Consider the following 22,475-nt stretch of genomic DNA (forward strand, 5'->3'; position numbering starts at 1 on the left):
AACGCGCCTCAGCCCAGTCCGGGCGGCGCGGGTTCGGCCATGGCGACGATCACGCGGCGCGCGCCGGTGAAGGTGCTGCGCCCGTGGGCGGCGAGCATGTTGTCGAGCATCAGCACGTCGCCCTGCTGCCAGGGGAAGCGCACCGTGCACTGGTCCAGCGTGGCGCGGATCGATGCCAGCGCATCGTCTTCCAGCGGCGCGCCGTCGCCGTAGACGACGTTGCGCGGCAGTTCGTCGACGCTGCCGACCACGGCCAGCAAGGCCTCGCGCACATGCGGCGCAAGGTTCGACACATGGAACAGGTGGGCCTGGTTGAACCACACCATCTCGCCGGTCACCGGATGGCGCGCAACCGCCTGGCACAGCTGGCGCGTGCGCAGCTCGCCGTCGGGCTTCCATTCGAACCCGATCCGCTGCGCGCGGCAGAAGCGCTCCACCTGCGCGCGGTCTTCGGTGTTGAAGGCGCGCTGCCAGCTCAGGTCGAGGCCGTTGCCGTAGTTGCGCACATACATCAGCCGGCGTTGCGCAAAGCGCTCGCGGATGGCGGGGTCGAGGCGCTGGTAGACCAGGCGGCTGTCGGCGATCGGCGTCTCGCCGCCGGTTTCGCTCGGCTGCACGCAGTGGAACCAGATCTTCATCGGCCACTGCAGCGTGTACGACTGCTCGTTATGCAGCGGGATCACCTGGTGCGCCGGGTATTCGGTCGAGGTATAGACACCCTCCCTGACCTGCGAGCGCGGCGTGGAGCCGAACTCGTAGCTCAGCAGCGGATGGCCGAAGGCGCTGGCGAAGGCGCGGAACGCGGCGTCGTCATCGAACCGGAAGCCGCGGAACAGCACGCCGCCGATGCGCGGCAGCTGCTCGGCGGCAATCGCCGCCATGGCATGGAACTGGCCGCGCCAGTCGGTGCCGCCGTCTGGCGTGACCACCAGCGGCAGCGCGCCGTGCGCGAACAGCGGGGCGGTAGGAAGTCCGCTTGCCCTGGCGGTGGTGCTGGCGGTGGCGGTGGCGGCGGCGGTAGCCACGCCGGCAGCGGCGCGATGGGCCGCCTGGAGGTCGGCGATGGTACTGGTCGTGTCCATATCCTGTTGCCTCTACGGGTGCGTTCGCGCGGCCGGTTGCGGCCCGGGAGTCGAGGAAGGCCAACGGGGGCAGCCACGCGAACAATGTCTGCACATTGAAAGTGTGAAGCGAGTGTAGCGGAATTATTTACGAATAGAAATACAAATCATTATCATTTACGATGTTGCTTTACGAGTTGCCTCGCATGTCCGCCATGACCTCGTGGCAGCACGCGCTGCCTGCAACGCGATGGCGTTCCACACCAACTGAAGGAGCACTGCAATGAGCTGGGACCACCCCGACACGCATTTCCATGTCGTCCGCAATGAGGAAGGCCAGTACTCGATCTGGCCCGACTACAAGACCGTACCGGCCGGATGGGAAAGCACCGGCTTCCAGGGCGGCCGCGATGAGTGCCTGGCCCATATCGACACGGTCTGGACCGACATGCGCCCGCTCAGCCTGCAGCGCGCGCTGGCCGGCGCATGAGCGCGCCGCAGCCGGTGCGCGAGCGCTGGTTTGCCGTGATGCCCGCCCGGGCAGGCGATGCCGCGCATGCCGAGGCTGCGCGCGTGCGCCTGTACTGCCTGCCCTATGCCGGCGCCGGCCATACCGCGTACCACGGCTGGCGCGACGTGCTGCCCGCGCAGGTCGAGCTGGCGCCGGTATGCCTGCCCGGACGCGGCCTGCGCACGGGCGAGGCGCATGCGGCCTCGATCGAAGAACTGGCCACGGCCCTGGCAGCGGCGATCGTGCGTGCGGCGCGCACCGGGGCGCCGCGCTTTGCGCTGTTCGGGCACAGCATGGGCGCCCTGCTCGGCTTCGAAACCGCACGCGTGCTCGAGACCGTGCACGGCCTGTCTCCCACGGCGCTGGTGGTGTCCGGGCGCGGCGCGCCGGCGCTGCCGTCGGCGCGGCCGCCGTTCAGCACGCTGCCTGACGGGGCCTTCGCCGACGTCATCGCCGCGATGGGCGGCATGCCGGCGGAGATCCGCGAAACCCCGGAAGCGCTGGCATTTTTCCTGCCGGTGCTGCGTGCCGACATCGCGCTGTGCGAGCGCTGGCGCTACCGCGCCGGCCCGCGCCTGGGCTGCCCGATCACCGTGCTGGGCGGCCAGGACGACGTTCATGCGCCGCCGGCGATGCTGGCGGCCTGGCGCGACGAGACCCTGCACGATTGCCGCCAGCAAGTCTTCGCGGGCGGGCACTTCTTCCTGCACGAAGCGGCGCCCGCGGTGCTGGACGCCGTCGCGCAGGCCGTGCTTGGCACCGCGGCGCCCAGCGGAGAAGCCGGCCATGCGCTTGCCTGACCTCGCCGCGCCGGCGCACGGCGACATCCACGTGTGGCACGTGGCGGCCGACGCGCCGGTGGATCCAGCGATGCTTTCTGCCGGCGAGCACGCCCGCGCCACAGCGTTTCGGCAGGCCGCCGACCGCAACCGCTTTACCGCGGCGCGCGCGGCCTTGCGCACGCTGCTGGGCGGCTGCCTGGGCCTGTCTCCCGCCGACGTGCCGCTGGCCGCCAACGCCTTCGGCAAGCCCGTGCTGGCCACGGCCGCGGAGCACCTGCCCCTGCACTTCAACGTCAGCCACAGCGGCACGCGCGCGGTGATCGCGCTGTCGCGCGTGCCGGTCGGCATCGACATCGAAGCCTGGCGCGCCGGCATGGCCTGGGCGGACTGGCGCGACAGCGCCGCCGTCGCCTGCGCGCCCGATGAAATGCACTGGCTCGCCGGGCTGGCGCAGCGGCAGCCGGAGCACGCCATGCTCGGCTTCCTGCGGCTATGGACCGCCAAGGAAGCGTGCAGCAAGGCGGTCGGCACCGGCCTGTCGGCGTCGCCGCTGGCGGTGCGCGTGGCGCTGCCCGGCAGCGCCGAATGCGTGCCGCCGCTGGCGCGCGCCGGCGCCGGTGTCTGGTATCTGCACGATGCCGGCGGCGGCCCGCGCCATGTGGCGTGCCTGGCCACGCCGCTGGCGGCCGTGCGCGTCGTGCAGCGGCAATACCCTTCGCGCTCCGCCAGCGCCAGCCCTTGATCCGGTCCTTGCAGTCAACGCCTCCAACGCCCCTGTATCAACGCCCTCCGCCAGGAATGACACCATGACGCCTCCCTCGCTCGCCACGCTCGCCCACGGCCAACCCGCGCCGTTCTCGGCCGGCGCCTTTGCCCGGCAAGCGCCGATCCGCCTCGACGACAACGCGTACCTGCAACGCCAGTGCGCCCGCGAATCCAACGCCCGCTCCTATCCGCGCCGCATCCCGCTGGCGCTGGAACAGGGCTACGGCGTGTACCTGCGCGACACCAGCGGCCAGCTCTTCATCGACTGCCTGGCCGGCGCCGGCACGCTCGCGCTCGGCCACAACCATCCGGCGGTGGTGCGCGCGCTGCGCGACACGCTCGACAGCGGCCTGCCGCTGCATACGCTGGACCTGGCCACGCCGGTCAAGGACCGCTTTATCGACGACCTGTTCGGGCTGCTGCCGGCGGAGTTCGCCGCGCGCGCGCGCATCCAGTTCTGCGGCCCGACCGGTGCCGACGGCATCGAGGCTGCGCTCAAGCTGGCCAAGACCGCCACCGGCCGGCACACCGTGCTGAGCTTTGCCGGCGGCTACCACGGCATGACGCATGGCACGCTGGCGCTGATGGGCAACCTGGGGCCCAAGGCGCCGCTGGGCGCGCTCGGCGCCAGCGTGCAGTTCCTGCCGTACCCGTATGACTACCGCTGCCCGTTCGGCCTGCGCGGCGAAGCCGGCATCGATGCCGGGCTGCGCTATATCGGGCAGATGCTGTCCGATCCCGAGTCCGGCGTGTTGCCGCCGGCAGCGGTGGTGGTGGAAGCGGTGCAAGGCGAAGGCGGCGTGATTCCCGCGCCGGCACGCTGGCTGCGCGAACTGCGCCGCATCACGCGCGAACACGGCATCGCGCTGGTGCTGGACGAAGTGCAGACTGGCCTTGGCCGCACCGGGCGCACCTTCGCGTTCGAGCATGCCGGCATCGTGCCCGACGTGCTGGTGCTGTCAAAGGCGATCGGTGGCGGGCTGCCGATGTCGGTGGTGATCTACGACGGCGCGCTCGACGCCTGGCAGCCGGGCGCGCATGCCGGCACCTTCCGCGGCAACCAGCTGGCGATGGCGGCGGGCTCGGCCACGATCCGCACCATCGCTGCGCAGGGGCTGGTGGCGCATGCCGAGAGCATGGGCCAGCGGCTGGCGGCGCAGTTGCGCCAGCTGCAGTCGGACTTTGCCGCAATTGGCGAGGTGCGTGGGCGCGGGCTGATGCTTGGGGTGGAACTGGTGGATGAACGTGCCGAGCCTGACGTGGTCGGCGCCTGCCCCGCCGATGGCGACTTCGCGCGTGCCGTGCAGCGCGAATGCCTGCAGCGCGGGCTGATCGTCGAGCTTGGCGGGCGCCATGGGGCGACGGTGCGGTTCCTGCCGCCGCTGGTGATTGGCGAGGCTGAGGTGGATCTGGTGGGGGAGTTGTTTGGCGAGGCGCTTGGGGCGGCGACGCGGGCGTTGCGGTAAGCGTGCTTGGCACGCGCCGGCCCTCACCCCCGGCCCCTCTCCCGCTCGCGGGAGAGGGGAGCAACCCGGCAGTGGTTCGATGATGCCGCATGGACTGGCTGCAAACACTGGTGAACGCTCCCCTCTCCCGCGAAGTGGGAGAGGGGTGGGGGTGAGGGCCGGAGTGTCGACGGAGTGCAGCGAGTCGGCATAACAACGGCCTGGCCTCACCCCCGGCCCCTCTCCCGCGCGCGGGAGAGGGGAGCAAACCAACGGCTACGGCGTAGTGCTACAGCGCATCCCGCAACAGATCGCGCAACCTGAACTTCTGGATCTTCCCCGCCGGCGTCGCCGGCAAGGCATCGCGCACGACGAGCTTTTCCGGGATGTATTGCAGCGCCATCTTCTGCCCCTTGAGCCAGTCCACCATCGCCGCATGGTCGAAGTCATGCCCGGCGCGCGGCACCACGAAGGCGCAGGCACGCTCGCCCAGCCGTTCGTCGGGATAGGCGACGATCGCCACCTGCGCCACCGCGGGATGGCGGTACAGCAGGGTCTCGACCTCCAGCACGGGGATGTTCTCGCCGCCGCGGATGATCACATCCTTGCTGCGGCCGGCAATGCGCAGGTACCCATCGGCATCGAGCCGCGCCAGGTCGCCGGTGTCGAACCAGCCGTCGGCATCGGTGCCGTTCAGTTGCGGGCGCTTCAGGTAGCCGCCAAAGTTGGAGCAGGCGCGCACCAGCAGCCGGCCGGTTTCGCCGACAGGCACGTCCGCGTCGGTGCCGTCGACCACGCGGATCGCTACACCGGGCAACGGACGGCCGTCGGTTGTCGACGCGCGTTCGTCGCTGTCTTCCGGCAGCGTCGTGGTGACCGCGCCGTTCTCGGTCATGCCCCATGCCGATACGATCTTCGCGCCCAGCGCCTGCCGTGCCTGCTCGACCAGCGCACCCGGAATCGGCGCGCCCGCGCACAGGAAGATGCGCAAACTTGGCACCGGCACGCCGGACTCGGCCACCACGCGCGCCAGGTCCGTGAGGAACGGCGTGGAACCCATGGTGAAGGTCACGCCCTCGTCGCGAATCAGCGCGGCGGCGCGCGCGGGGTCCCAGATGTCCTGCAGCACCGCATGCGCGCCCAGCAACACCGGCATCATCAGGCCGTACATGAAGCCCGTCTGGTGCGCCATCGGCGAGGCCATCAGCACCACGTCGTCGCCGGTGAGATGGAGCCGGCCGGCATAGGCGACGATGTTGGAGAACAGCGTGTTCGCGGTATGCATCACCCCCTTGGGCTCGCCGGTGGTGCCGGAGGTGTAGATCAGCTGCGTGACGTCGTCCGGACCCGGGCGGCTGCACTGCAGGATGGTGGCGGCATCGGTGGCGTCTTCCCAGCACGGGCCGCTCAGCAGCGCCTCGAAGCTGTCGTCGCCATCGCCATCCACCACGACGATATGGCGCAGCGCTGGCAACGCATCGCGCAAACCCCGCAGCATCTGCGCATGGTCGAAGCCGCGGAACAGCTTCGGCACCACCACCACCTTGCTTTGCGCGTGCGCCAGCATGAACGACAGCTCGCGCTCGCGGAAGATCGGCATGACCGGGTTGAGCACCGCGCCCAGGCGCGCGCATGCCAGGTACAGCACGCTCAGGTGCCAGCCGTTGGGCAGCTGGCATGAGACCACGTCGCCCGCGACGATGCCAAGGCGGGAAAGGCCCACCGCCACCCGGTCGGCCATGCGCGCCAGCTCCTGCCAGGTGAAGCGCGTCACGTGTTGACGATCGATGCTGAGCGCCGTCAGCGCGGGCGCGTCGGGACGGTCCCGCACGCAGGCGGCAAGATAGTCGTTGATGGTACGGTCCTGCCAGTGCCCGGCGGCAATGCTGGCGGCACGGCGCGGCGCGATCAGTACGGCGTCGAAATCCATGGCGGTCTCCTCGTTGTTGTGTGCGGCCCGTCATTGCGACGGGCGCGCGTCAGGCCGGTACCGCCTCGCGCCCCGCGCGCGTGCGCGCGATGATGGTCTTCATGATCTGCGCGGTGCCGTCGCCGATCTGGAAGCCGAGCACGTCGCGCAGGCGCTGCTCCATCGGGCCGCGGTCATAGCCGCCGTGGCCGAACGAGAGCAGGCACTGGTGCACCACGTCATACGCCAGCTTGGGCGCCCACCACTTGCACATCGCGGCTTCGGCGGTATGCGGCAGGCCGCGGTCCTTCAGCCACAGCGTCTGCAGGCACAGCAGGCGCGCGCCCTGCACCTGGGTCTCGAAGTCGGCCAGCGGGTGCGACACCCCCTGGAACGCCGACAGCGGCTTGCCGAAGGCCTGGCGCTCGGCCACGTAGGCCCAGGTCTCGTCCAGCGCCACCTGCGCCACGGCCAGCACCTGCAGGCCGATCAGCGCGCGCGAGAAATCGAAGCCCTGCATCACCTGCACGAAGCCCTCGCCCTCCTTGCCCAGCAGGTGGCTCGCCGGCACGCGCACGTTCTCGAAGAAGATTGAGCCGCGGCCGATGGCGCGCTGGCCATGGCAGTCGAAGCGGTTGCGGGTAATGCCCGGCAGGTCCATCGGCACCAGCAGCGCCGACACGCCACGCGCGCCCGCCTCGACCGGGCCGCTGCGCGCGAACACCACCGCGGCATCGGCCTGGTCGGCGGCGGAGATCGAGGTCTTCTCGCCGTTGAGCACATAGTGGTCGCCATCGCGCTCCATGCGCAGGCGCAGGCTGGCCGCATCGGAGCCGCCGCGCGGCTCGGTCAGCGCGATCGCCAGCAGCGCTTCGCCGCGCGTCAGGCGCTGCAGCCACGGGCCGGCGATCTCCGGGCGCGCATGGTGCGCCAGGATCTGCCCGTTCAGCGAGGCCAGCAGGTTGATGTACGACAGGCTCAGGTCAGCGCGCGCCACGGCTTCGTGGATCACGCCGGCCGCGAGCGAGCCCATGCCCTGCCCGCCATACTGCTCCGGCAGTTCGGGCGCGATAAAGCCCATCTCGCCCATCTCGCGCATCAGCGCGCGGTCGAGCACGCGGGTACGGTCGCGCTCGAGGTAGCCGGGCGCGACGCGCGCGTCGGCAAAGCGGCGGGCATGGTCGGCCAGCGCCGACAGGTCTTCGTCAAGGTAGGGATTCATGGCCGCCTCCGCTCACTTCGCATACTTGCGGAACTCGGGCTTGCGCTTCTCCTGGAAGGCCTTGACGCCCTCGCGCGATTCCTCGGTGTCGTAGTACAGCTTGAGCGCATACATGCCCATGCCGGCGATGCCGCTCTGGTGGGCCGTGTCCATGTTGAACGAGCGCTTGGCGATGGCGATCGCGGTCGGGCTCTTCTCCAGGATCTCGTCGCACCACTTCTGCACTTCTGCATCGAGCTGCTCGTGCGGCACCACGGCGTTGACCAGCCCCATCGCCAGGGCTTCGGCGGCGGGATAGCGGCGGCACAGGTACCAGATCTCGCGCGCCTTCTTTTCGCCAACGACGCGCGCGAGGAAGGCCGTGCCATAGCCGGGATCGACCGAACCGACCTTCGGCCCGACCTGGCCGAACACGGCCTTGTCCGAGGCGATGGTGAAATCGCAGATCGTGCATAGCACGTTGCCGCCGCCGATGGCATAGCCCTGCACGCGCGCGATCACCGGCTTGGGCACGTCGCGGATGGCGTTGTGCAGCTCTTCCATCGGCAGGCCGATGGTGCCGCGGCCGTCGTACTGGCCTTCGTGCGCGGACTGGTCGCCGCCGGTGCAGAAGGCCTTCTCGCCGGCGCCGGCCAGCACGATTGCGCCGATCTCGCGGTCGTAGCCGGCGCGGTTGATGGCATGGATCAGTTCGTCGCAGGTGCGGCCGCGGAAGGCGTTCATCTTTTCCGGGCGGTTGATGATGATCCAGGCCGCGCCGTTGCGCACTTCATAGCGGATGTCTTCGTATTGCATGGTCGTCTCCGTTGTCTGTTTGGGATGGGTTGCGCTCAGCCGTTCATGGTCAGGCCGCCCGACACGCTCAGCACCTGTCCGGTGATGAAGGCGGCGTCGTCGCCGGCGAAGAACAGCACCGCGCCGGGCAGGTCGTCGGGCTGGCCGATGCGGCCCAGCGGGATCGAGCGGGTGAAGGCTTCCACCAGCTTCTCGGGGTTGCCCGCGCCCTGCTTGTAGTCTTCGAACAGCGCGGTCTCGGTCGGCCCCGGGCACACCACGTTCACGGTGATGCCGTGGCGCGCATGCTCGCGCGCGATGGTCTTGGAGAACGACACCAGCCCGCCCTTGCAGGCGGCATACACCGCTTCGCCGGAAGAGCCGACGCGCGCGGCATCGGAGGCGATATTGACGATGCGCCCGCGCTTGCGCGCCACCATGCCCGGCAGCACCGCGTGGTGCATGTGCAGGGCGCCGGTCAGGTTGATCGCGATCAGCCGCTCCCACTGCGCCGGCTCGGTCTTGACGAAGGGACGGAACACGTCCCAGCCGGCGTTGTTGACCAGCACGTCGATCGGGCCCAGCTCCTGCTCCACCGCAGCCACCGCGGCGTCGACGCTGGCGCGATCGGTAATGTCGCAGCGCACGGACAACGCGCGCCCGCCGGCATCGCGGATCTGCGCCGCCACGCGTTCGCCTGCCTCCGGGTCCAGGTCGAGCACGCCGACCGCCGCCCCGGCGCGCGCAAAGCGCAAACAGGTTGCGCCGCCGATACCACCACCACCGCCGGTCACGATGACCGTCTTGCCTTCGAGTCCTTGCACAGCCGTTCTCCTTTCAGGGTTCCGGTGCTATCGTGCCGGCGGTGCCGCCGCCACCTGCCCCGTCATTTACGTAAATATATTGACGTATAATAGGAGCGGTCGACGGCTGGCGCAAGGCATCAATACCGTGGAAATGACTATGGTTAACCCCGAAAAGAAAGGCGAACTCCCTACCAGCGCCCGCGCGGAACTGGCCAACCGGCTGTTCTTCCGCCTCTACCAATGCGCAAACATGTTGCATAAAACAGGATCGCGAGCGGTCGAAGCCGAAGGCCTGACAACGCAGCAGTGGGCAGTGCTGGGCGCGCTGTCGCGTCCGGAAGCCGCCGATGGCATGAGCGTCGGCGACCTGGCGCGCTACCTGATGGTGAGCCGCCAGAACCTGTCCGGGCTGGTCAGCCGGATGGAACGGGACGGTCATGTGACGCTGGCGCCGGACGGGCGCGACCGCCGCTCGCGGCTGGTGCGGATGAGCGAGCCGGGCCGCGAAGTGTGGCTGCACCAGGCGCAGCCGAAGATCCGGCAGTACTACGAGCAGGCGCTGGACGGGTTCTCGACCAACGACCTGACGCATACGCTGCATTACCTGCTGAAGCTGCTGGACAACATGCGCGCGCTGGATACGCCGGAAGGTGGCGAAAGCGGCCCGACGCAGGACTGAGGCGGGCCGCGGTATCAGGGCTGATACACACCGGGCCGCCACGCGGCGGCCGGCACTGCGGCATCTCCCGCTACGCGGCGCGCCATGGCCGCTGGCGCGCGATATGCATCGGCATGGGATTGCTCAGGCGCCCCGGTGCTGCGCCGGGAGGTCCTGAACCACTGCCCCGGCTTGCTGCCATGGGTTGCGTACGCGCAGCCGGGACGGCGTTCGATCGATCCTTTACCGGAGATCCCGCCATGACCCGCTATATCGTGCTAGCCAACTTTACCGACCAGGGCATCCGCGCTGTCAAGGACACCACCAAGCGCGCCGCCGCGGTGCGCGAGATGGGCGCGCGCTTCGGGGTGCAGATGAAAGACATCTACTGGACACTGGGCAAATACGACGTCGTGCTGACCGTCGAGGCCCAGGATGACGCCAGCATGACCGCGTTCGGCCTGGCGGTCGGGGCGCTGGGTAATGTGCGCACGCAGACGCTGCGGGCGTTCGATGCCGACGAGATGCAGGCGATCCTCGGCAAGATGGGTTGAGATCCCTGAACGTCCCCGCCCACTTGTTTGCTCCCCTCTCCCGCGCGCGGGAGAGGGGCCGGGGGAGAGGGCCGGCGCGTCAATAGCCACAGCCCTCAAACCCTAAACAGCCTCCAATATCTGCCCGCCCCCATAGCTCGACTGCACCGGCACCTGCCCGCCCAGCGTCATCCTGATCGCGCAATACTTGAACTCGGGAATCTTGCCGAACGGGTCCAGCGCCGCGTTGGTCAGCTTGTTGATCGCCGCTTCGTAGTAGCAGAACGGCACGAACACGGCGCCGCGCGGCGTGCCGGCATCGGCGCGCGCATACAGCGTGACTTCGCCGCGGCGCGACGACAGCGTGACCACATCCCCGGGCTTGCCGCCCAGTGCATCGAGATCCAGCGGATGCACCAGCGCCACCGGGTCCGGCTCGATCGCATCGAGCACGCCGGCGCGACGCGTCATGCTGCCGGTATGCCAGTGCTCCAGCTGGCGCCCGGTGATCAGCACCATGGGGTAGTCCACATCAGGGCGCTCCGCAGCCGGAATGATGTCGGCGGGCACGAAGCGGCCACGGCCGGTGGCGGTCGGGAAGCCGTCCGTGAAAATCACGGGCTCGCCCGGATCGCCCTCTTCCGTGCACGGATACGTCACCGCATGTTCGCGCTCCAGCCGTTCCCAGGTCACGCCGCCGATGCTCGGCATCGCCTTGCGCATCTCGTTGAACACGTCCACGACGCTGTCGTAGTGCCAGTCCAGGCCGAGCTGCGCCGCCATCTGCCGGATGATCCACAGGTCCTGCCGCGCCTGCCCGGGTGGATCGAGCGCCTGCCGCCCGAGCTGCACGGTGCGGTCGGTGTTGGTGAAGGTGCCGGTCTTTTCCGGGAACGCCGATGCCGGCAGCACCACGTCCGCCAGGTAAGCCGTCTCGGTCAGGAAGATGTCCTGCACCACCAGGTGATCGAGCGACGCGAGCGCCTCGCGCGCATGCTCGGCGTCGGGGTCGGACATCGCCGGGTTCTCGCCCATGATGTACATGCCGCGCACTTCGCCGCGCTCGATCGCCTGCATGACCTCCACCACGGTCAGGCCCGGCTGGCGGTCGAGCGGCATGCCCCATAGCGCCTCGAAGCTGGCGATCGCCACCGGATCGTCGACGCGCCGGTAGTCGGGATACATCATCGGGATCAGCCCCGCGTCGGACGCGCCCTGCACGTTGTTCTGCCCGCGCAGCGGATGCAGCCCCGTGCCGGGCCGGCCGATCTGGCCGGTCATCAGCGCCAGCGCGATCAGGCAGCGCGCGTTGTCGGTGCCATGCACGTGCTGCGATATGCCCATGCCCCACAGGATCATCGATGCCTTCGAGGTGGCATAGAGCCGGGCGACTTCGCGGATGGTCCCGGCGTCGATGCCGCAGATCGGCGCCATCAGCTCGGGGCTGTACGCGGCGACATTGCGCTGCAGTTCGTCGAAGCCGATGGTGCGGCTGTCGATGAAGTCGCGGTCCACCAGGCCCTCGCTGACGATCACATGCATCATCGCGTTGAGCAGCGCCACGTCGGCATCGGGCGTGAACTGCAGGAAGCGCCAGGCGAAGCGCGCCAGGTCGGAGCGGCGCGGATCGGCCACGATCAGCCTGGTGCCGTTCTTCACGGCATTCTTGATCCAGCTGGCTGCGACAGGATGGTTCACGGTCGGGTTGGCACCGATCACGATCACGACCTCGGCCTTGTCGACGTCCATCACCGGATTGGACACCGCGCCCGAGCCGATGCCTTCCAGCAGCGCCGCCACCGACGAGGCATGGCACAGCCGCGTGCAATGGTCGACGTTGTTGCTGCCGAAGCCGGTGCGCACCAGCTTCTGGAACAGGTAGGCCTCTTCGTTGCTGCCCTTGGCCGAGCCGAAGCCCGCCAGCGCGCGCTTGCCGTGCGTGTCGCGGATCTGCGCGAGCCTGCCGCCGGCGAGCGCCAGCGCCTCTTCCCAGCTGGCTTCGCGGAACACGTCCATCACGTGGTCCGGGTCCATGACGAAATCGCCGCGCTTGGGCACGCCTGCGCGGCGCACCAGCGGCACGGGCAGCCGCTGCGGGTGCTGTACGTAGTCGAAGCCGTAGCGGCCCTTCACGCACAGCCGCTGGTGGTTGGCGGGACCGTCGCGGCCTTCCACGAACAGGATGCGGTTGTCCTTGACGTTGTAGGTGAGCTGGCAGCCCACGCCGCAATACGGGCACACCGATTCGACCTGCTTGTCGGGAACGGCCAGGGCCACGTCGCGCGCCGGCATCAGTGCGCCGGTCGGGCAGGCCTGCACGCATTCGCCGCAGGCGACGCAGGTGGAGGCGCCCATCGGGTCGTCCATGTCGAACACGATGCGGGCTTCATCGCCGCGCAGGGCCAGGCCTATGACGTCATTGACCTGCTCGTCGCGGCAGGCGCGCAGGCAGCGGGTGCACTGGATGCAGGCATCGAGGTTGACGGCGATGGCCGGGTGCGACAGGTCTGCCGCCACGCGTTCGCGCGGGGCAAAGCGCGGCTTGCCGACCTCCAGCTTCGCTGCCCACTGGTCTAGCTCGTTGTGGCGCGTGTATTCCGTTTCCGGCATGTCCGACTGCAGCAGCTCCAGCACGGTGCGCTGGGCGCGGCGGGCGCGTTCGGATTCGGTCTGCACCTGCATGCCGTCGGCGGGATAGCGGCAGCAGGACGGGGCCAGCACGCGCTCGCCCTGGATCTCGACCATGCAGGCGCGGCAGTTGCCGGCCGGTTCCAGGCCGTCCTTGTAGCACAGGTGCGGGACGTCGAAGCCTTCGCGCTGCGCCACCTTGAGCAGGCTTTCGCCGGGCTGAGCGGTGACTTCGCGGCCGTTGAGCGTGAAGGTGACGGCCGGCTCGGCGGATTCGACAAGCGCGCGTTCGGCGCGGGTCAGTGCGTTCATGTCAGTCTCTCACCCAAGTTCGTGCGGGAAGTACCTGATCACGCAGTCGACGGGATTGGGCGCGGCCTGCCCCAGTCCGCAGATCGATGCATCGCGCATCACCGCGGACAGGTCGTCCAGCGCTGCGAGGTCCCACTTCGGCTGATGGATCAGGTCGAGCGCCTTGGCCGTGCCGGTGCGGCACGGCGTGCATTGCCCGCACGACTCATGCTTGAAGAAGTGCATCAGGTTGCGCGCCGCCTGCGTGACGCTGTCGTGGTCGGACAGGATCACCACCGCGGCCGAGCCGATAAAGCAGCCGTACGGCTGCAGCGTGTCGAAATCGAGCGGGATATGGCCCATCGACGCGGGCAGGATGCCGCCCGACGCGCCGCCCGGCAGGTAGGCGTAGAACGCATGGCCATCGAGCATGCCGCCGCAGTATTCGTCGATCAGCTCGCGCACGGTGATGCCCGCTGGCGCCAGGTGAACGCCCGGCTTCTTCACGCGCCCCGATACCGAGAACGAGCGCAAACCCTTGCGCCCGTTGCGCCCCTGCGAGGCGAACCACTCCGCCCCCTTCTCGATGATGTCGCGCACCCAGTACAGGGTCTCGAAGTTGTGCTCGAGCGTGGGCCGGCCGAACAGGCCGACCTGCGCCACATACGGCGGGCGCAGCCGCGGCATGCCGCGCTTGCCTTCGATCGACTCGATCATGGCCGACTCTTCGCCGCAGATATACGCGCCGGCACCGCGGCGCAGCTCGATCGCGGGCAGGCCCGGAATGGGCGGGTCGTCGCGCAGCTGCCGCAGTGCCTCGGCCAGCAGCGCGCGGCAGCCGGCATATTCGTCGCGCAGGTAGATGTAGATCGCCGACACGTTGACCACCGTCGCCGCGATCAGCATGCCTTCCAGGAAGCGGTGCGGATCGCGCTCGAGGTAGACACGGTCCTTGAAGGTGCCTGGCTCGCCTTCGTCGATATTCACGGCCATCAGGCGCGGTGCCGGTTCCTTCTGCACGATGCGCCATTTGCGGCCGGCGGGAAAGCCCGCGCCGCCCAGGCCGCGCAGGCCGGAATCTTCCATCGTGCAGAGCACGGCGGCGGGATCGAGGGTGCCGTCGGCAAGCGACTGCAGCAGCCCATAGCCGCCGGCTGCACGGTACGCGCCGTAGCCGATATGGGGCTCGGGCTCATGACGCACGGCCCTGGCCTGCACCGCGGCGGCAACCGTATCGGCGGTCGCACCGTCCACGGGGTTCTGCCCCACCAGCGCCGCCGGCGCTTTCTCGCAACGGCCGATGCAGGGCGCGGCAACCACGCGCACGTCGGTGCCGAGCAACGCGGGCAGCTTGTCGATCAGGGCCCGGGCACCTGCCAGCTCGCAGGCGATGCCTTCGCACACGCGCACTGTCAGCGCGGGCGGCGCGGCGATCTGTCCATCCGCGTCCTCGCGGACCACGTCGAAATGGTGGTAGAAGCTGGCGACCTCGTACACCTCGGTCATCGACAGCCTCAGCTCGCTCGCGAGCGCCACCAGGTGCGGCATGGCAAGCTGGCCGTAGCGGTCGTTGATGCGGTGCAGGTGCTCGATCAGCAGGTCGCGGCGGCGCGGCATGTCGCCCAGCGCCACGCGCACTTCGGCCAGCGCGGCCGCGTCGACCTGGCGGCCCTTGGGCTGGCGGCGCTTGCGCTGCCGGCCGAGCCCTGTCGCCTCGAGGGGGATGACAACCTGGTTCATGGCGCTGCCTGGATCTTTTGTGGATGTCGGATGGCCGATCAGGAAGGTGCGGTGCGGGCCACCTTCCTGTCGTGCTTCATTTTTCTCGTATTGTGCTACCGGAGCGGGCGGCCGTGCAGGGATCGCGGCCGCCCGCCCCGGATACTGCCGGCGCCCACGGGCGCCGCAAGGCTCTCTTCATCAGGTCAGGTCTTCCTGCACGGCACGATAGCCCATCGGCGCCGCGGTATTGGCGTGGACATACTTGCGGGCATGGGCTTCACGCATCGGCTTGAGCACGAACAGCGCCAGCACCGCCGACAGCGCCGCCATGCCGGAGGCGAGCATGAACACCGCGTGCCAGTCGCCGGTGGCGGCGGTGATCACGCTGGAGAACGGCACCAGCAACGCAGCCGTGCCCTTGGCGGTGTACAGCAAGCCGGCGTTGGTGGCGGCGAACTTGGGACCGAAGGTATCGCCGCAGGTGGCCGGGAACAGGCTGTAGATCTCACCCCAGGCAAAGAACACGATGCCGGTCAGCACCACGAACGCCACCGGGTTGTGGCCGTACTTGGACAGCAGCAGGATGCCGACCGCCTCCACCGCGAAGGCGAAGAACATGGTGCGCTCGCGGCCGATATGGTCGGAGATCCAGCCGAAGAACGGGCGGGTCAGGCCGTTGAGCACGCGGTCGATGGTCAGCGCGAAGGTCAGCGCGGGCAGCGTCAGGCCGAGGATCGACACCGGCGAGTCATGCAGGCCGAAGTCCTTGGCGATCGGGCCCAACTGCGCGGTGGCCATCAGCCCGCCGGCGGCCATCATCACGAACATGGCGTACATGATCCAGAAGATCGGCGACTTCAGCACCTGGCGCGGCGTGGCGTTGTAGGTCGCGGCGGCCTTGAGCGTGGTCTTGACCTCGCTCAGGATCCTGGCCGACGGCGGATACAGGGCCAGGCCGAGGATGAAGACGATCAGGCCCTGCCCCAGCCCGAACCACAGGAAGGTGGCTTCATAGCCCGAGGTCTTGATCATGTTGGCGATCGGCACCACGGTCATCGCGGAACCAGCGCCAAAGCCTGCTGCGGTAATGCCCGCCGCCAGCCCGCGCCGGTTGGGGAACCACTTGAGCGCATTGCCCACGCAGGTGCCGTAGACCGCGCCGGCACCCACGCCGCCGATTGCGGCCGCGAAGTACAGCATCGGCAGCGAGGACGCCACCGAGTTCAGCGCCCACGCGATGGCGCACAGCAACCCGCCGCCCACCACTACCGGGCGCGGGCCGTACTTGTCGACGAGGTAGCCCTCGATCGGTACCAGCCAGGTTTCCGTCACGACGAAGATGGTGAATGCCACCTGGATCGCGGTGCGGCCCCAGTGGTATTTGTCGTCGATCGGGTTGACGAACAGCGTCCAGCCGTACTGCATGTTGGCGATCATCGCCATGCAGATCACGCCAAAGACCAATTGCACCCACGGCGACGCAAAGCGCGACGTGGACTCCCTTTGCTGCAGTTCCATGATGTCTCCTTATAGCGGCAAGCCGCCAAGGTGGAAGATTGGGCGCCTGAAGACGCCTCTGCGTGACTCTCGGTCTCGAACAGCTTAGCCGCTCTAGTGCTATACGGTATGTGATATATCACACAAGTCAAGCGCATTCGTTGCGGCTCTGCAGCAAACCTGTCCGCAATCCACGCCGGCATGGCCGATGCTGCGGCGCCACTATTGCCCGCGACGCGTCAACGGCCGTGCCGCTGGTACCGGGAATCCTTGGAAATCAAGCAGTTGCCTTGAGTCGGCGCATCAATCCCGCGCCGGTGGCAACCATCAGCATGCCGGGGATTGGGGCACAGGGAAATCGGGAAAGCGCTCAGTTGGGGAAAGTCCCTAGTTTGATACATTTGAAACAACGTGACTTCCGCTTGGCTCGACAGGCTGGAATGCCGGGTGCTGGGTTCTGACAAGGGACAGAGGGGAAGACAGCGGGAAGCAAGCGCCAGCGGGGAAGGCGTGGCGGAACGCCAGAGCGGTTCAGCAGCAGGATCGCGCGCAGGACAGCGCACGGCAGGAGGGAGAGATGGCGGCCGTGGGATCGTCAAGCCTCGCTTGCGACGAAAGGCTTGGGCGACAAGGGATGCCGGCCGCTACATCCTTGTCAGCATGCGCTCGCAGCGCGGATCAGGCGTAGGCCAGTTCGCCGGCAGCGGGCACGGCACGCGCTTGGCGTGCGCGGCCCATGCCGTCGCTTGCCTGGTCCGATCCCAGTCCGGCAAAGCGGCCATGTTCCTGCGCGGTCACCAGCACGTCCATCGGCAGGCGCGTAGCGAGCAGGATGGTCATGGCAACACCGCCGGCAAGCGCGGCCAGGCCAAGGACGAAGAGCAGTGCGACTTCCATTTGAAAACTCCAGTTGCGTTGTAGTCAGGAGTTTTCATTATATGCTGCGCCGCACTATGTGTAAATATCCTGTATGTAATATATCAATAGAGGTTTTGCTCCAATACAACAGCGGCGGTTGCTTTAACAGGCTGCTGAAGTACTCGCCGCGCAAGCGGCGAAGCTTCCCCTGCAAGGCTGATTGGTTTGTGATTTTTCACAATCCGGAAGCCGAACGTCACTGCATCGACTTTATCAGCGATTTGGTACCTGATTCCGGCCTCATTACCGCGATTACGGCAACTGCGGACGGATTTGTCCCAGCGAGCGCATGCGCACGAGGTTGTAGGCGGCCATGCTCAGCACAAACATCTGGTCAACCTTCTTCAGGCCGCGCACCATCACATGGCGCATGCGCCCCACGGTCTTGGCCCAGCCAAAGCCTTGTTCGATCAACTTGCGCTTCTGCTGCGAGATCGCATAACCGGTGCTGTTGGCGATCTCGTCCGGAACGGCCGAGCGCCGCCCCGAGGTGTTCTGTGCCACGTGGGGCGTCACCTTCATCTCCAGGCATGCCTGAATGAATTCTTCGGCGTCGTAGCCCTTATCCGCGCCCACGGTGACTTCCACATCCAGGTCCTCAGCCACCTGCCTGGCATCATTTAGCATGACTTTGGCGGCCTCGCGCTCGGCATGTCCGTCCGCATTGGTGACCATCGCGCTCACCACCAGGCCGTGGCGGTTGTCGCTCAGGGTATGACCCATGTAGCGCAGTGCACTGGCGGTCTTGCCCTTGCGGTAGAGCCTGGCATCGGGATCGGTCTTGGACTCGTGCGTGTCGTTGCCGCGCTTGCGACCCTTGAAGTTGGCGCCGTCGTTGTCGTCTTCGTCGCCGCCATCCTTGCGCACGAAGCTCTTGTGGCCCGCCCACGCTTGAATCAGCGTGCCGTCGACGCTGAAGTGCTCGCCCGACAGCCAGTCCTTCTTCTGCGCGATGGCCAGCACTTCGTTGAAGAACTCGATCACCGCATCATGCTTGATCAGCCGTTCGCGGTTCTTGGTAAAGACCGTGGGCACCCAAACTGTATCGTCCATCGACAGCCCGATGAACCAGCGAAACAGCAGGTTGTATTGCGTCTGCTCCATGAGCTGGCGTTCGGAGCGAATGCTGTAGAGCACCTGCAGCAGCATGGCCCGCAGCAACTTCTCCGGCGCGATGCTGGGCCGGCCGCCCTTAATGTCGGCCTCGTACATCTGCGCGAACAACCGGTTCATCTTCACCAGCGCCAGGTTGGCCATAGTGCGGATCGAGCGCAGCGGGTGGGACTTTGGCACGAAATCATCCAGCCTCCGCATGGTGAACAGGCTTTCGGAGAAGGTGTCTGCGCCGCGCATAAATGTGAGGTTGGATGGGATCCTCAAATCAACGCTTCACCCGGCTGTCGCGCTGACTTCCGCTGGAGGTATTTCAGCAGCCTGTTAACTGTCGCGTGCCATCAGACGGTGGCGGGATCCCGGCGCGAAGCGGTCGGGGCTTCATACTCCAGCCCGTGCAACGCTTCCCAGATGGCGGCGGCATTTGGCTTCAGCGACCGGCTCTTGCGCCGCACCAGCATGACGGTCGACGTCACCTGCGGCCGCAATGGCCGCATCACGGCGGCCGGGTTCAGGCCGCCCGCCTGCGCGCGCGACGGCACGACGCCAATGCCAAGCCCCAGCGCAACCATGCCGAACACCGCGGCAAAGTGCCCGAGCAGCTGCAGCGAACTGGTGCGCACGTGGTAGCTGCTGAGCGCCTTCTCCACCGCCGGCTGCATGCCGCACTGCTGGTCCAGCGTCAGCACGCTGGCATCGCTGAGCTCGCCCCACCCTACCGTGTCGCGCGCGGCCAGCGGATGCTGCGCGGGCAGCACGGCGTGATACGGGTCGATGCACAGCGGCTCGCAGTACAGGTCATCGGCGGCGTGCGGATCGGTGGTGATGCCGAAGTCGACCTCGCCGCTGCGCACGCTCTGCAGCACCGATTCCTGCGAGCGGTCCTTCAGGTGGATCGCGATCGCGGGCCAGGCCTGCCGGCAGCCTGCCAGCCACGCCGGCAGAGACATCGAGCTGAGCACCGGGTCCGACGCGATCTGCACCAGGCCCTGGCACGGACGGCTCGCGCTCTGGCTGTCGCGCAGCGTCTGCTCGACCTCCTCGATCAGGTGGCAGATGCGCTGCGACAGGTGCAGGCCGGCTTCGGTCAGTTCCACCTGGCGCGTGGTGCGGTCGAACAGGCGCTGGTCGATTTCTTCTTCGAGCTCGCGCACGCTGCGGCTCACCGCGGACTGCGTCAGGCCGAGCTCGGCGGCCGCGCGCGTAAAGCTCTTGTGCCGTGCCACCGCGGCAAAGGCCTTCAGTTGGGGCAGCGAGATGTTCATGGCCGCCCTCCCTGACACGCGACGGTGTGGCTCAGGCGCAACCCGTGGTCGGGCGCGGCGGGATGTCGCGGTGCGGGCACCGATGCATGCGGTCCGGTCATGGCAGTCTCCTTGATGGGGGCGTGGCTGTGTGCAGCCATCGTTGTGATGGGGTATCGATTTTGAGATCGGTGCCTGACATGGCGGCAAGCAAAACCGGGATTGATGCTACTTGAATCTAAGATCAGGACTGCATAAAGTTTTTTATCGTTTGTATTGATGACCGTTTATATATTGCACGGAACGATTGAATGAGGAACGCCACGCTGCGGCAACTGAAGGTCTTTGAAACCGTCGCCCGCCACATGAGCTTTTCGCGCGCCGCCGAGGAGCTGCACCTGACGCAGCCGGCCGTGTCGACCCAGGTCCGGCAGCTGGAACACCATGTCGGCCTGCCGCTGTTCGAGCAGCTCGGCAAGAAAATCTACCTGACGCCGGCCGGGCACGAGATGCTGCACTACAGCCGCAGCATCATCCAGCAGTTCCGCGAGGCCGAAGACGCCATGTCGCAGCTCAAGGGCATCTCCGGCGGGCGCCTCAACGTGGCGGTGATCAGCGCCGGCGATTATTTCTTTCCGCGGCTGCTGGCGGAATTCATGGAGCGCCATGAGGGCGTGACGCTGAATCTTGCCGTGCACAACCGCGAGGAATTGCTGCACCAGCTGGCCGGCAACCTGACCGACCTCGCGGTGATGGTGCGTCCGCCGGAAGGCATGGACACCATCAATGAAGCCTTCGCGCCCCACCCTTACGTCATCGTCGCGGCGCCCAGCCATCCGCTGGTCGGCAAGCGCAACGTCCCGCTGGCGGCATTGGCCGACGAGGCCTTCGTTTCGCGTGAAAAGGGGTCTGATACCTGGAATTCGATGCAGGAAGGCTTTGCCGGACGGCTGTCCAACCTGCGCATCGCCATGGAGATCAAGAGCACGGAGACCATCAAGCAGGCGGTGATCGCCAACATGGGCATCGCCTTCCTGTCGGCGCACACGGTCGGGCTCGAACTGCAGGCGGGGAAGCTGGCGGTGCTCGATATCGAGGGCTTTCCGGTGATGCTCAACTGGTACGTCGTGCATCGCAAGAACAAGCGGCTGCCCCCGGTGGCGCTGGCGTTCAAGCAGTTCCTGATGGAGGAAGGCGCCGGACTGATCCAGCGGATTACGGGTGTGGAAGGCCTGATTCGCGTGGAAGCCTAGCTCCTCGCCCAATCCATAAATGATTACTTATGATTAGTCGATGAAACTTTAATTATCGTAAATCGTTCGCCCTCCCTATGCTTGTCTCAACCCCACCGCTACAGCGCATCGAGGAGACAAGCCATGAACCAGGTCCAGACTGACAGCCGCCCCGCAGCCATCACGGTCGGCACCGACAACCAGCCCATCCCGCGCGAGACGCAGCTCGCGGCCTATAACGCAGCCTTCATCGAACTGGACCTGAGTTTCCGCTGGGACGCCGAAATGTACGAATGGCTGTGCGGCATCGAATGCGAAAAGGCCCGCGTCGCCCGCTATATCGAAGAGCACCACGCCCACCTGCTCGCCGCCTATGATGCGGCCTTCCTCAGTGGGCTGATCTTCGAGAAAAAGAACGAGTACCTGCGCGCGGTCGGCCATCTCAACTGAGCGGTCCGATCGGTTACAGGCGAGGCGCATTGGCGGCCTCGCCTTTTTTATTCCGACGCGTACTGCCGGCCCGACGCTGGCATGGACGTTCCCCGCGGGGCTCACGTAGCAACGTCATCCGCGGTCCTCCGGATCAACCGCCTGATCCGGGGACGACCGGGTTGACCACCGCATCGACGCCGGCGACCACCCGCAGCCAATCCGCAACGGCCGTGATGCGAGCGGAATCCACCTGGATGACGGCACGAAATTCGCTTGACATCGCAGTGACGCCGCCGTGCGGCGCTTCCGCTGCACCCAGCTCAGGCATGTGCCGCCTGCCCGCCACCACATGGAATCTGCTCGCCATCAACGCCGCACGGACATGCCGGCCGATAAAGCCGCCGGTACCGGGCACCAACACCCGGCGGCTGCGCCGACCATCCTGCGTCGCGCCGCGATTTCGGGGACCTGCGCCAGCCTGGTGTCCACCTGCATGCTCGCCTGCGGCGGAACCGTCGACTGCGGCAGCGCCTTCGCGCCGGTCAATGCGGTCAGCCACTGGATCTGGGGCGAGCGCGCCATGCATGCCAACGGTCCGTCGGTCCGGCATACCGTGCTGGGCTATGTGATCCATCATGCAATGTCGGTGTTCTGGGCCGTGTTCTATGAAACCGCGGTGTCTCGGCACCATGCGTGTGGCGCCTTGCGTACCCTCGCGCTTGGCGGTCTCGGCGTGGCAGGCCTGGCCTGCCTGGTCGACCTGAAGTACACGCCGCACCGCCTGACGCCAGGCTTCGAGCGGCGGCTGTCGCCGCGCATGCTGGCGCTGGTCTACCTGGCCTTCGGGCTGGCCCTGCCGCTGGGATCACTGCTGCTGCGGCATGCAGCGCGCAAGCGGTGAGTCCGCGATTGCAAAACTTACGCATCGACGC

The 22,475-nt window shown here is 67.4% G+C and carries 21 protein-coding genes; 9 read left to right on the forward strand and 12 right to left on the reverse strand.

Going from position 1 to position 22,475, the window contains the following annotated elements; genetic code table 11:
* Window positions 1–8: 8 nt before the first annotated feature.
* Window positions 9–1,082 (reverse strand): TauD/TfdA family dioxygenase, encoded by a 1,074-nt coding sequence (locus tag JTE92_RS08200; protein WP_084254739.1) that lies wholly within the window; start codon window positions 1,080–1,082, stop codon window positions 9–11.
* A 262-nt stretch (window positions 1,083–1,344) separates the two neighbouring features.
* On the opposite strand from JTE92_RS08200, the gene JTE92_RS08205 reads away from it, so the two are divergent.
* The 4 genes from JTE92_RS08205 (at window position 1,345) to JTE92_RS08220 (ending at window position 4,585) form a co-directional block, all read left to right on the forward strand.
* Complete coding sequence (locus JTE92_RS08205; RefSeq protein ID WP_063240669.1) at window positions 1,345–1,551, forward strand: MbtH family protein; 207 nt, start codon at window positions 1,345–1,347, stop codon at window positions 1,549–1,551.
* Window positions 1,548–2,372: a thioesterase II family protein gene (locus JTE92_RS08210; protein WP_063240670.1), complete on the forward strand. Its 825-nt coding sequence runs from the start codon at window positions 1,548–1,550 to the stop codon at window positions 2,370–2,372. The genes JTE92_RS08205 and JTE92_RS08210 overlap by 4 nt, the downstream gene beginning before the upstream one ends.
* On the forward strand, window positions 2,359–3,096 hold the full coding sequence (locus JTE92_RS08215; protein ID WP_063240671.1) for a 4'-phosphopantetheinyl transferase family protein: 738 nt from the start codon (window positions 2,359–2,361) through the stop codon (window positions 3,094–3,096). The genes JTE92_RS08210 and JTE92_RS08215 overlap by 14 nt, the downstream gene beginning before the upstream one ends.
* A gap of 64 nt (window positions 3,097–3,160) precedes the next feature.
* Window positions 3,161–4,585, forward strand: coding sequence for a diaminobutyrate--2-oxoglutarate transaminase (locus tag JTE92_RS08220; RefSeq protein ID WP_084254740.1), 1,425 nt, complete (start codon window positions 3,161–3,163; stop codon window positions 4,583–4,585).
* Between the two features lie 268 nt (window positions 4,586–4,853).
* Here JTE92_RS08220 and aliA read toward each other — a convergent pair whose 3' ends face one another.
* Genes aliA through badH form a run of 4 tightly spaced genes read right to left on the reverse strand, consistent with a single transcriptional unit; the run spans window position 4,854 to window position 9,293 of the window.
* Entirely contained in the window at window positions 4,854–6,494 is a 1,641-nt protein-coding gene (gene aliA / locus JTE92_RS08225; RefSeq protein WP_063240672.1) for a cyclohexanecarboxylate-CoA ligase, read from the reverse strand.
* A 49-nt stretch (window positions 6,495–6,543) separates the two neighbouring features.
* Complete coding sequence (gene aliB / locus JTE92_RS08230; RefSeq protein ID WP_063240673.1) at window positions 6,544–7,695, reverse strand: cyclohexanecarboxyl-CoA dehydrogenase; 1,152 nt, start codon at window positions 7,693–7,695, stop codon at window positions 6,544–6,546.
* 12 nt (window positions 7,696–7,707) lie between these two features.
* Window positions 7,708–8,490, reverse strand: a complete 783-nt coding sequence (gene badI, locus JTE92_RS08235) for a 2-ketocyclohexanecarboxyl-CoA hydrolase (RefSeq protein ID WP_063240674.1) — start codon at window positions 8,488–8,490, stop codon at window positions 7,708–7,710.
* A 35-nt stretch (window positions 8,491–8,525) separates the two neighbouring features.
* The gene (gene badH / locus JTE92_RS08240; protein WP_063240675.1) at window positions 8,526–9,293 is read right to left on the reverse strand and encodes a 2-hydroxycyclohexanecarboxyl-CoA dehydrogenase; all 768 of its coding nucleotides are present in this window, start codon (window positions 9,291–9,293) and stop codon (window positions 8,526–8,528) included.
* Window positions 9,294–9,432: 139 nt separating this feature from the next.
* Here badH and JTE92_RS08245 point away from each other — a divergent pair, with 139 nt between their 5' ends.
* Window positions 9,433–9,954: a MarR family winged helix-turn-helix transcriptional regulator gene (locus JTE92_RS08245; protein WP_063240676.1), complete on the forward strand. Its 522-nt coding sequence runs from the start codon at window positions 9,433–9,435 to the stop codon at window positions 9,952–9,954.
* A gap of 239 nt (window positions 9,955–10,193) precedes the next feature.
* The gene (locus JTE92_RS08250; protein WP_063240677.1) at window positions 10,194–10,487 is read left to right on the forward strand and encodes a GYD domain-containing protein; all 294 of its coding nucleotides are present in this window, start codon (window positions 10,194–10,196) and stop codon (window positions 10,485–10,487) included.
* 102 nt (window positions 10,488–10,589) lie between these two features.
* On the opposite strand, the gene fdhF is transcribed toward JTE92_RS08250, so the two are convergent.
* The 6 genes from fdhF to JTE92_RS08280 form a co-directional block, all read right to left on the reverse strand.
* Complete coding sequence (gene fdhF / locus JTE92_RS08255) at window positions 10,590–13,406, reverse strand: formate dehydrogenase subunit alpha (RefSeq protein WP_063240678.1); 2,817 nt, start codon at window positions 13,404–13,406, stop codon at window positions 10,590–10,592.
* A gap of 9 nt (window positions 13,407–13,415) precedes the next feature.
* On the reverse strand, window positions 13,416–15,125 hold the full coding sequence (locus JTE92_RS08260) for an NADH-ubiquinone oxidoreductase-F iron-sulfur binding region domain-containing protein (RefSeq protein WP_063240679.1): 1,710 nt from the start codon (window positions 15,123–15,125) through the stop codon (window positions 13,416–13,418).
* Window positions 15,126–15,305: 180 nt separating this feature from the next.
* Complete coding sequence (oxlT, locus tag JTE92_RS08265; protein WP_063240680.1) at window positions 15,306–16,625, reverse strand: oxalate/formate MFS antiporter; 1,320 nt, start codon at window positions 16,623–16,625, stop codon at window positions 15,306–15,308.
* 657 nt (window positions 16,626–17,282) lie between these two features.
* On the reverse strand, window positions 17,283–17,501 hold the full coding sequence (locus JTE92_RS08270) for a hypothetical protein (RefSeq protein ID WP_063240681.1): 219 nt from the start codon (window positions 17,499–17,501) through the stop codon (window positions 17,283–17,285).
* Window positions 17,502–17,774: 273 nt separating this feature from the next.
* A complete protein-coding gene (locus tag JTE92_RS08275) occupies window positions 17,775–18,875 on the reverse strand; it encodes an IS5 family transposase (protein ID WP_063242167.1) in 1,101 nt (366 codons plus the stop codon).
* A gap of 101 nt (window positions 18,876–18,976) precedes the next feature.
* On the reverse strand, window positions 18,977–19,900 hold the full coding sequence (locus JTE92_RS08280) for a LysR family transcriptional regulator (RefSeq protein WP_063241357.1): 924 nt from the start codon (window positions 19,898–19,900) through the stop codon (window positions 18,977–18,979).
* A 290-nt stretch (window positions 19,901–20,190) separates the two neighbouring features.
* Between JTE92_RS08280 and JTE92_RS08285 the strand changes: the two genes are divergently transcribed.
* Both JTE92_RS08285 and JTE92_RS08290 read left to right on the forward strand, forming a co-directional pair.
* Window positions 20,191–21,132: a LysR family transcriptional regulator gene (locus JTE92_RS08285; protein ID WP_063241356.1), complete on the forward strand. Its 942-nt coding sequence runs from the start codon at window positions 20,191–20,193 to the stop codon at window positions 21,130–21,132.
* A gap of 123 nt (window positions 21,133–21,255) precedes the next feature.
* A complete protein-coding gene (locus JTE92_RS08290) occupies window positions 21,256–21,561 on the forward strand; it encodes an HAD family hydrolase (protein WP_063241355.1) in 306 nt (101 codons plus the stop codon).
* A 133-nt stretch (window positions 21,562–21,694) separates the two neighbouring features.
* On the opposite strand, the gene JTE92_RS08295 is transcribed toward JTE92_RS08290, so the two are convergent.
* On the reverse strand, window positions 21,695–21,871 hold the full coding sequence (locus JTE92_RS08295) for a hypothetical protein (RefSeq protein WP_157096938.1): 177 nt from the start codon (window positions 21,869–21,871) through the stop codon (window positions 21,695–21,697).
* Window positions 21,872–21,925: 54 nt separating this feature from the next.
* Between JTE92_RS08295 and JTE92_RS08300 the strand changes: the two genes are divergently transcribed.
* Window positions 21,926–22,444, forward strand: a complete 519-nt coding sequence (locus JTE92_RS08300) for a hypothetical protein (protein WP_063241354.1) — start codon at window positions 21,926–21,928, stop codon at window positions 22,442–22,444.
* Window positions 22,445–22,475: the final 31 nt, after the last annotated feature.

Origin of the sequence: Cupriavidus oxalaticus, assembly GCF_016894385.1 — a bacterium.
GTDB classification, from domain to species: Bacteria; Pseudomonadota; Gammaproteobacteria; order Burkholderiales; family Burkholderiaceae; genus Cupriavidus; species Cupriavidus oxalaticus.

Bases quoted from the DNA above. Each gene is read 5' to 3' on its own strand.
- JTE92_RS08200 (WP_084254739.1), bottom strand. From the start codon at position 1,082: ATGGACACGACCAGTACCATCGCCGACCTCCAGGCGGCCCATCGCGCC.
- aliB (WP_063240673.1), bottom strand. From the start codon at position 7,695: ATGAATCCCTACCTTGACGAAGACCTGTCGGCGCTGGCCGACCATGCC.
- JTE92_RS08300 (WP_063241354.1), top strand. From the start codon at position 21,926: ATGCCGGCCGATAAAGCCGCCGGTACCGGGCACCAACACCCGGCGGCT.
- JTE92_RS08220 (WP_084254740.1), top strand. From the start codon at position 3,161: ATGACGCCTCCCTCGCTCGCCACGCTCGCCCACGGCCAACCCGCGCCG.
- aliA (WP_063240672.1), bottom strand. From the start codon at position 6,494: ATGGATTTCGACGCCGTACTGATCGCGCCGCGCCGTGCCGCCAGCATT.
- JTE92_RS08290 (WP_063241355.1), top strand. From the start codon at position 21,256: ATGAACCAGGTCCAGACTGACAGCCGCCCCGCAGCCATCACGGTCGGC.
- fdhF (WP_063240678.1), bottom strand. From the start codon at position 13,406: ATGAACGCACTGACCCGCGCCGAACGCGCGCTTGTCGAATCCGCCGAG.
- JTE92_RS08215 (WP_063240671.1), top strand. From the start codon at position 2,359: ATGCGCTTGCCTGACCTCGCCGCGCCGGCGCACGGCGACATCCACGTG.
- JTE92_RS08250 (WP_063240677.1), top strand. From the start codon at position 10,194: ATGACCCGCTATATCGTGCTAGCCAACTTTACCGACCAGGGCATCCGC.
- JTE92_RS08275 (WP_063242167.1), bottom strand. From the start codon at position 18,875: ATGCGCGGCGCAGACACCTTCTCCGAAAGCCTGTTCACCATGCGGAGG.
- JTE92_RS08295 (WP_157096938.1), bottom strand. From the start codon at position 21,871: ATGCCTGAGCTGGGTGCAGCGGAAGCGCCGCACGGCGGCGTCACTGCG.
- oxlT (WP_063240680.1), bottom strand. From the start codon at position 16,625: ATGGAACTGCAGCAAAGGGAGTCCACGTCGCGCTTTGCGTCGCCGTGG.
- JTE92_RS08245 (WP_063240676.1), top strand. From the start codon at position 9,433: ATGGTTAACCCCGAAAAGAAAGGCGAACTCCCTACCAGCGCCCGCGCG.
- JTE92_RS08260 (WP_063240679.1), bottom strand. From the start codon at position 15,125: ATGAACCAGGTTGTCATCCCCCTCGAGGCGACAGGGCTCGGCCGGCAG.
- badI (WP_063240674.1), bottom strand. From the start codon at position 8,490: ATGCAATACGAAGACATCCGCTATGAAGTGCGCAACGGCGCGGCCTGG.
- JTE92_RS08210 (WP_063240670.1), top strand. From the start codon at position 1,548: ATGAGCGCGCCGCAGCCGGTGCGCGAGCGCTGGTTTGCCGTGATGCCC.
- JTE92_RS08285 (WP_063241356.1), top strand. From the start codon at position 20,191: ATGAGGAACGCCACGCTGCGGCAACTGAAGGTCTTTGAAACCGTCGCC.
- JTE92_RS08280 (WP_063241357.1), bottom strand. From the start codon at position 19,900: ATGAACATCTCGCTGCCCCAACTGAAGGCCTTTGCCGCGGTGGCACGG.
- JTE92_RS08270 (WP_063240681.1), bottom strand. From the start codon at position 17,501: ATGGAAGTCGCACTGCTCTTCGTCCTTGGCCTGGCCGCGCTTGCCGGC.
- JTE92_RS08205 (WP_063240669.1), top strand. From the start codon at position 1,345: ATGAGCTGGGACCACCCCGACACGCATTTCCATGTCGTCCGCAATGAG.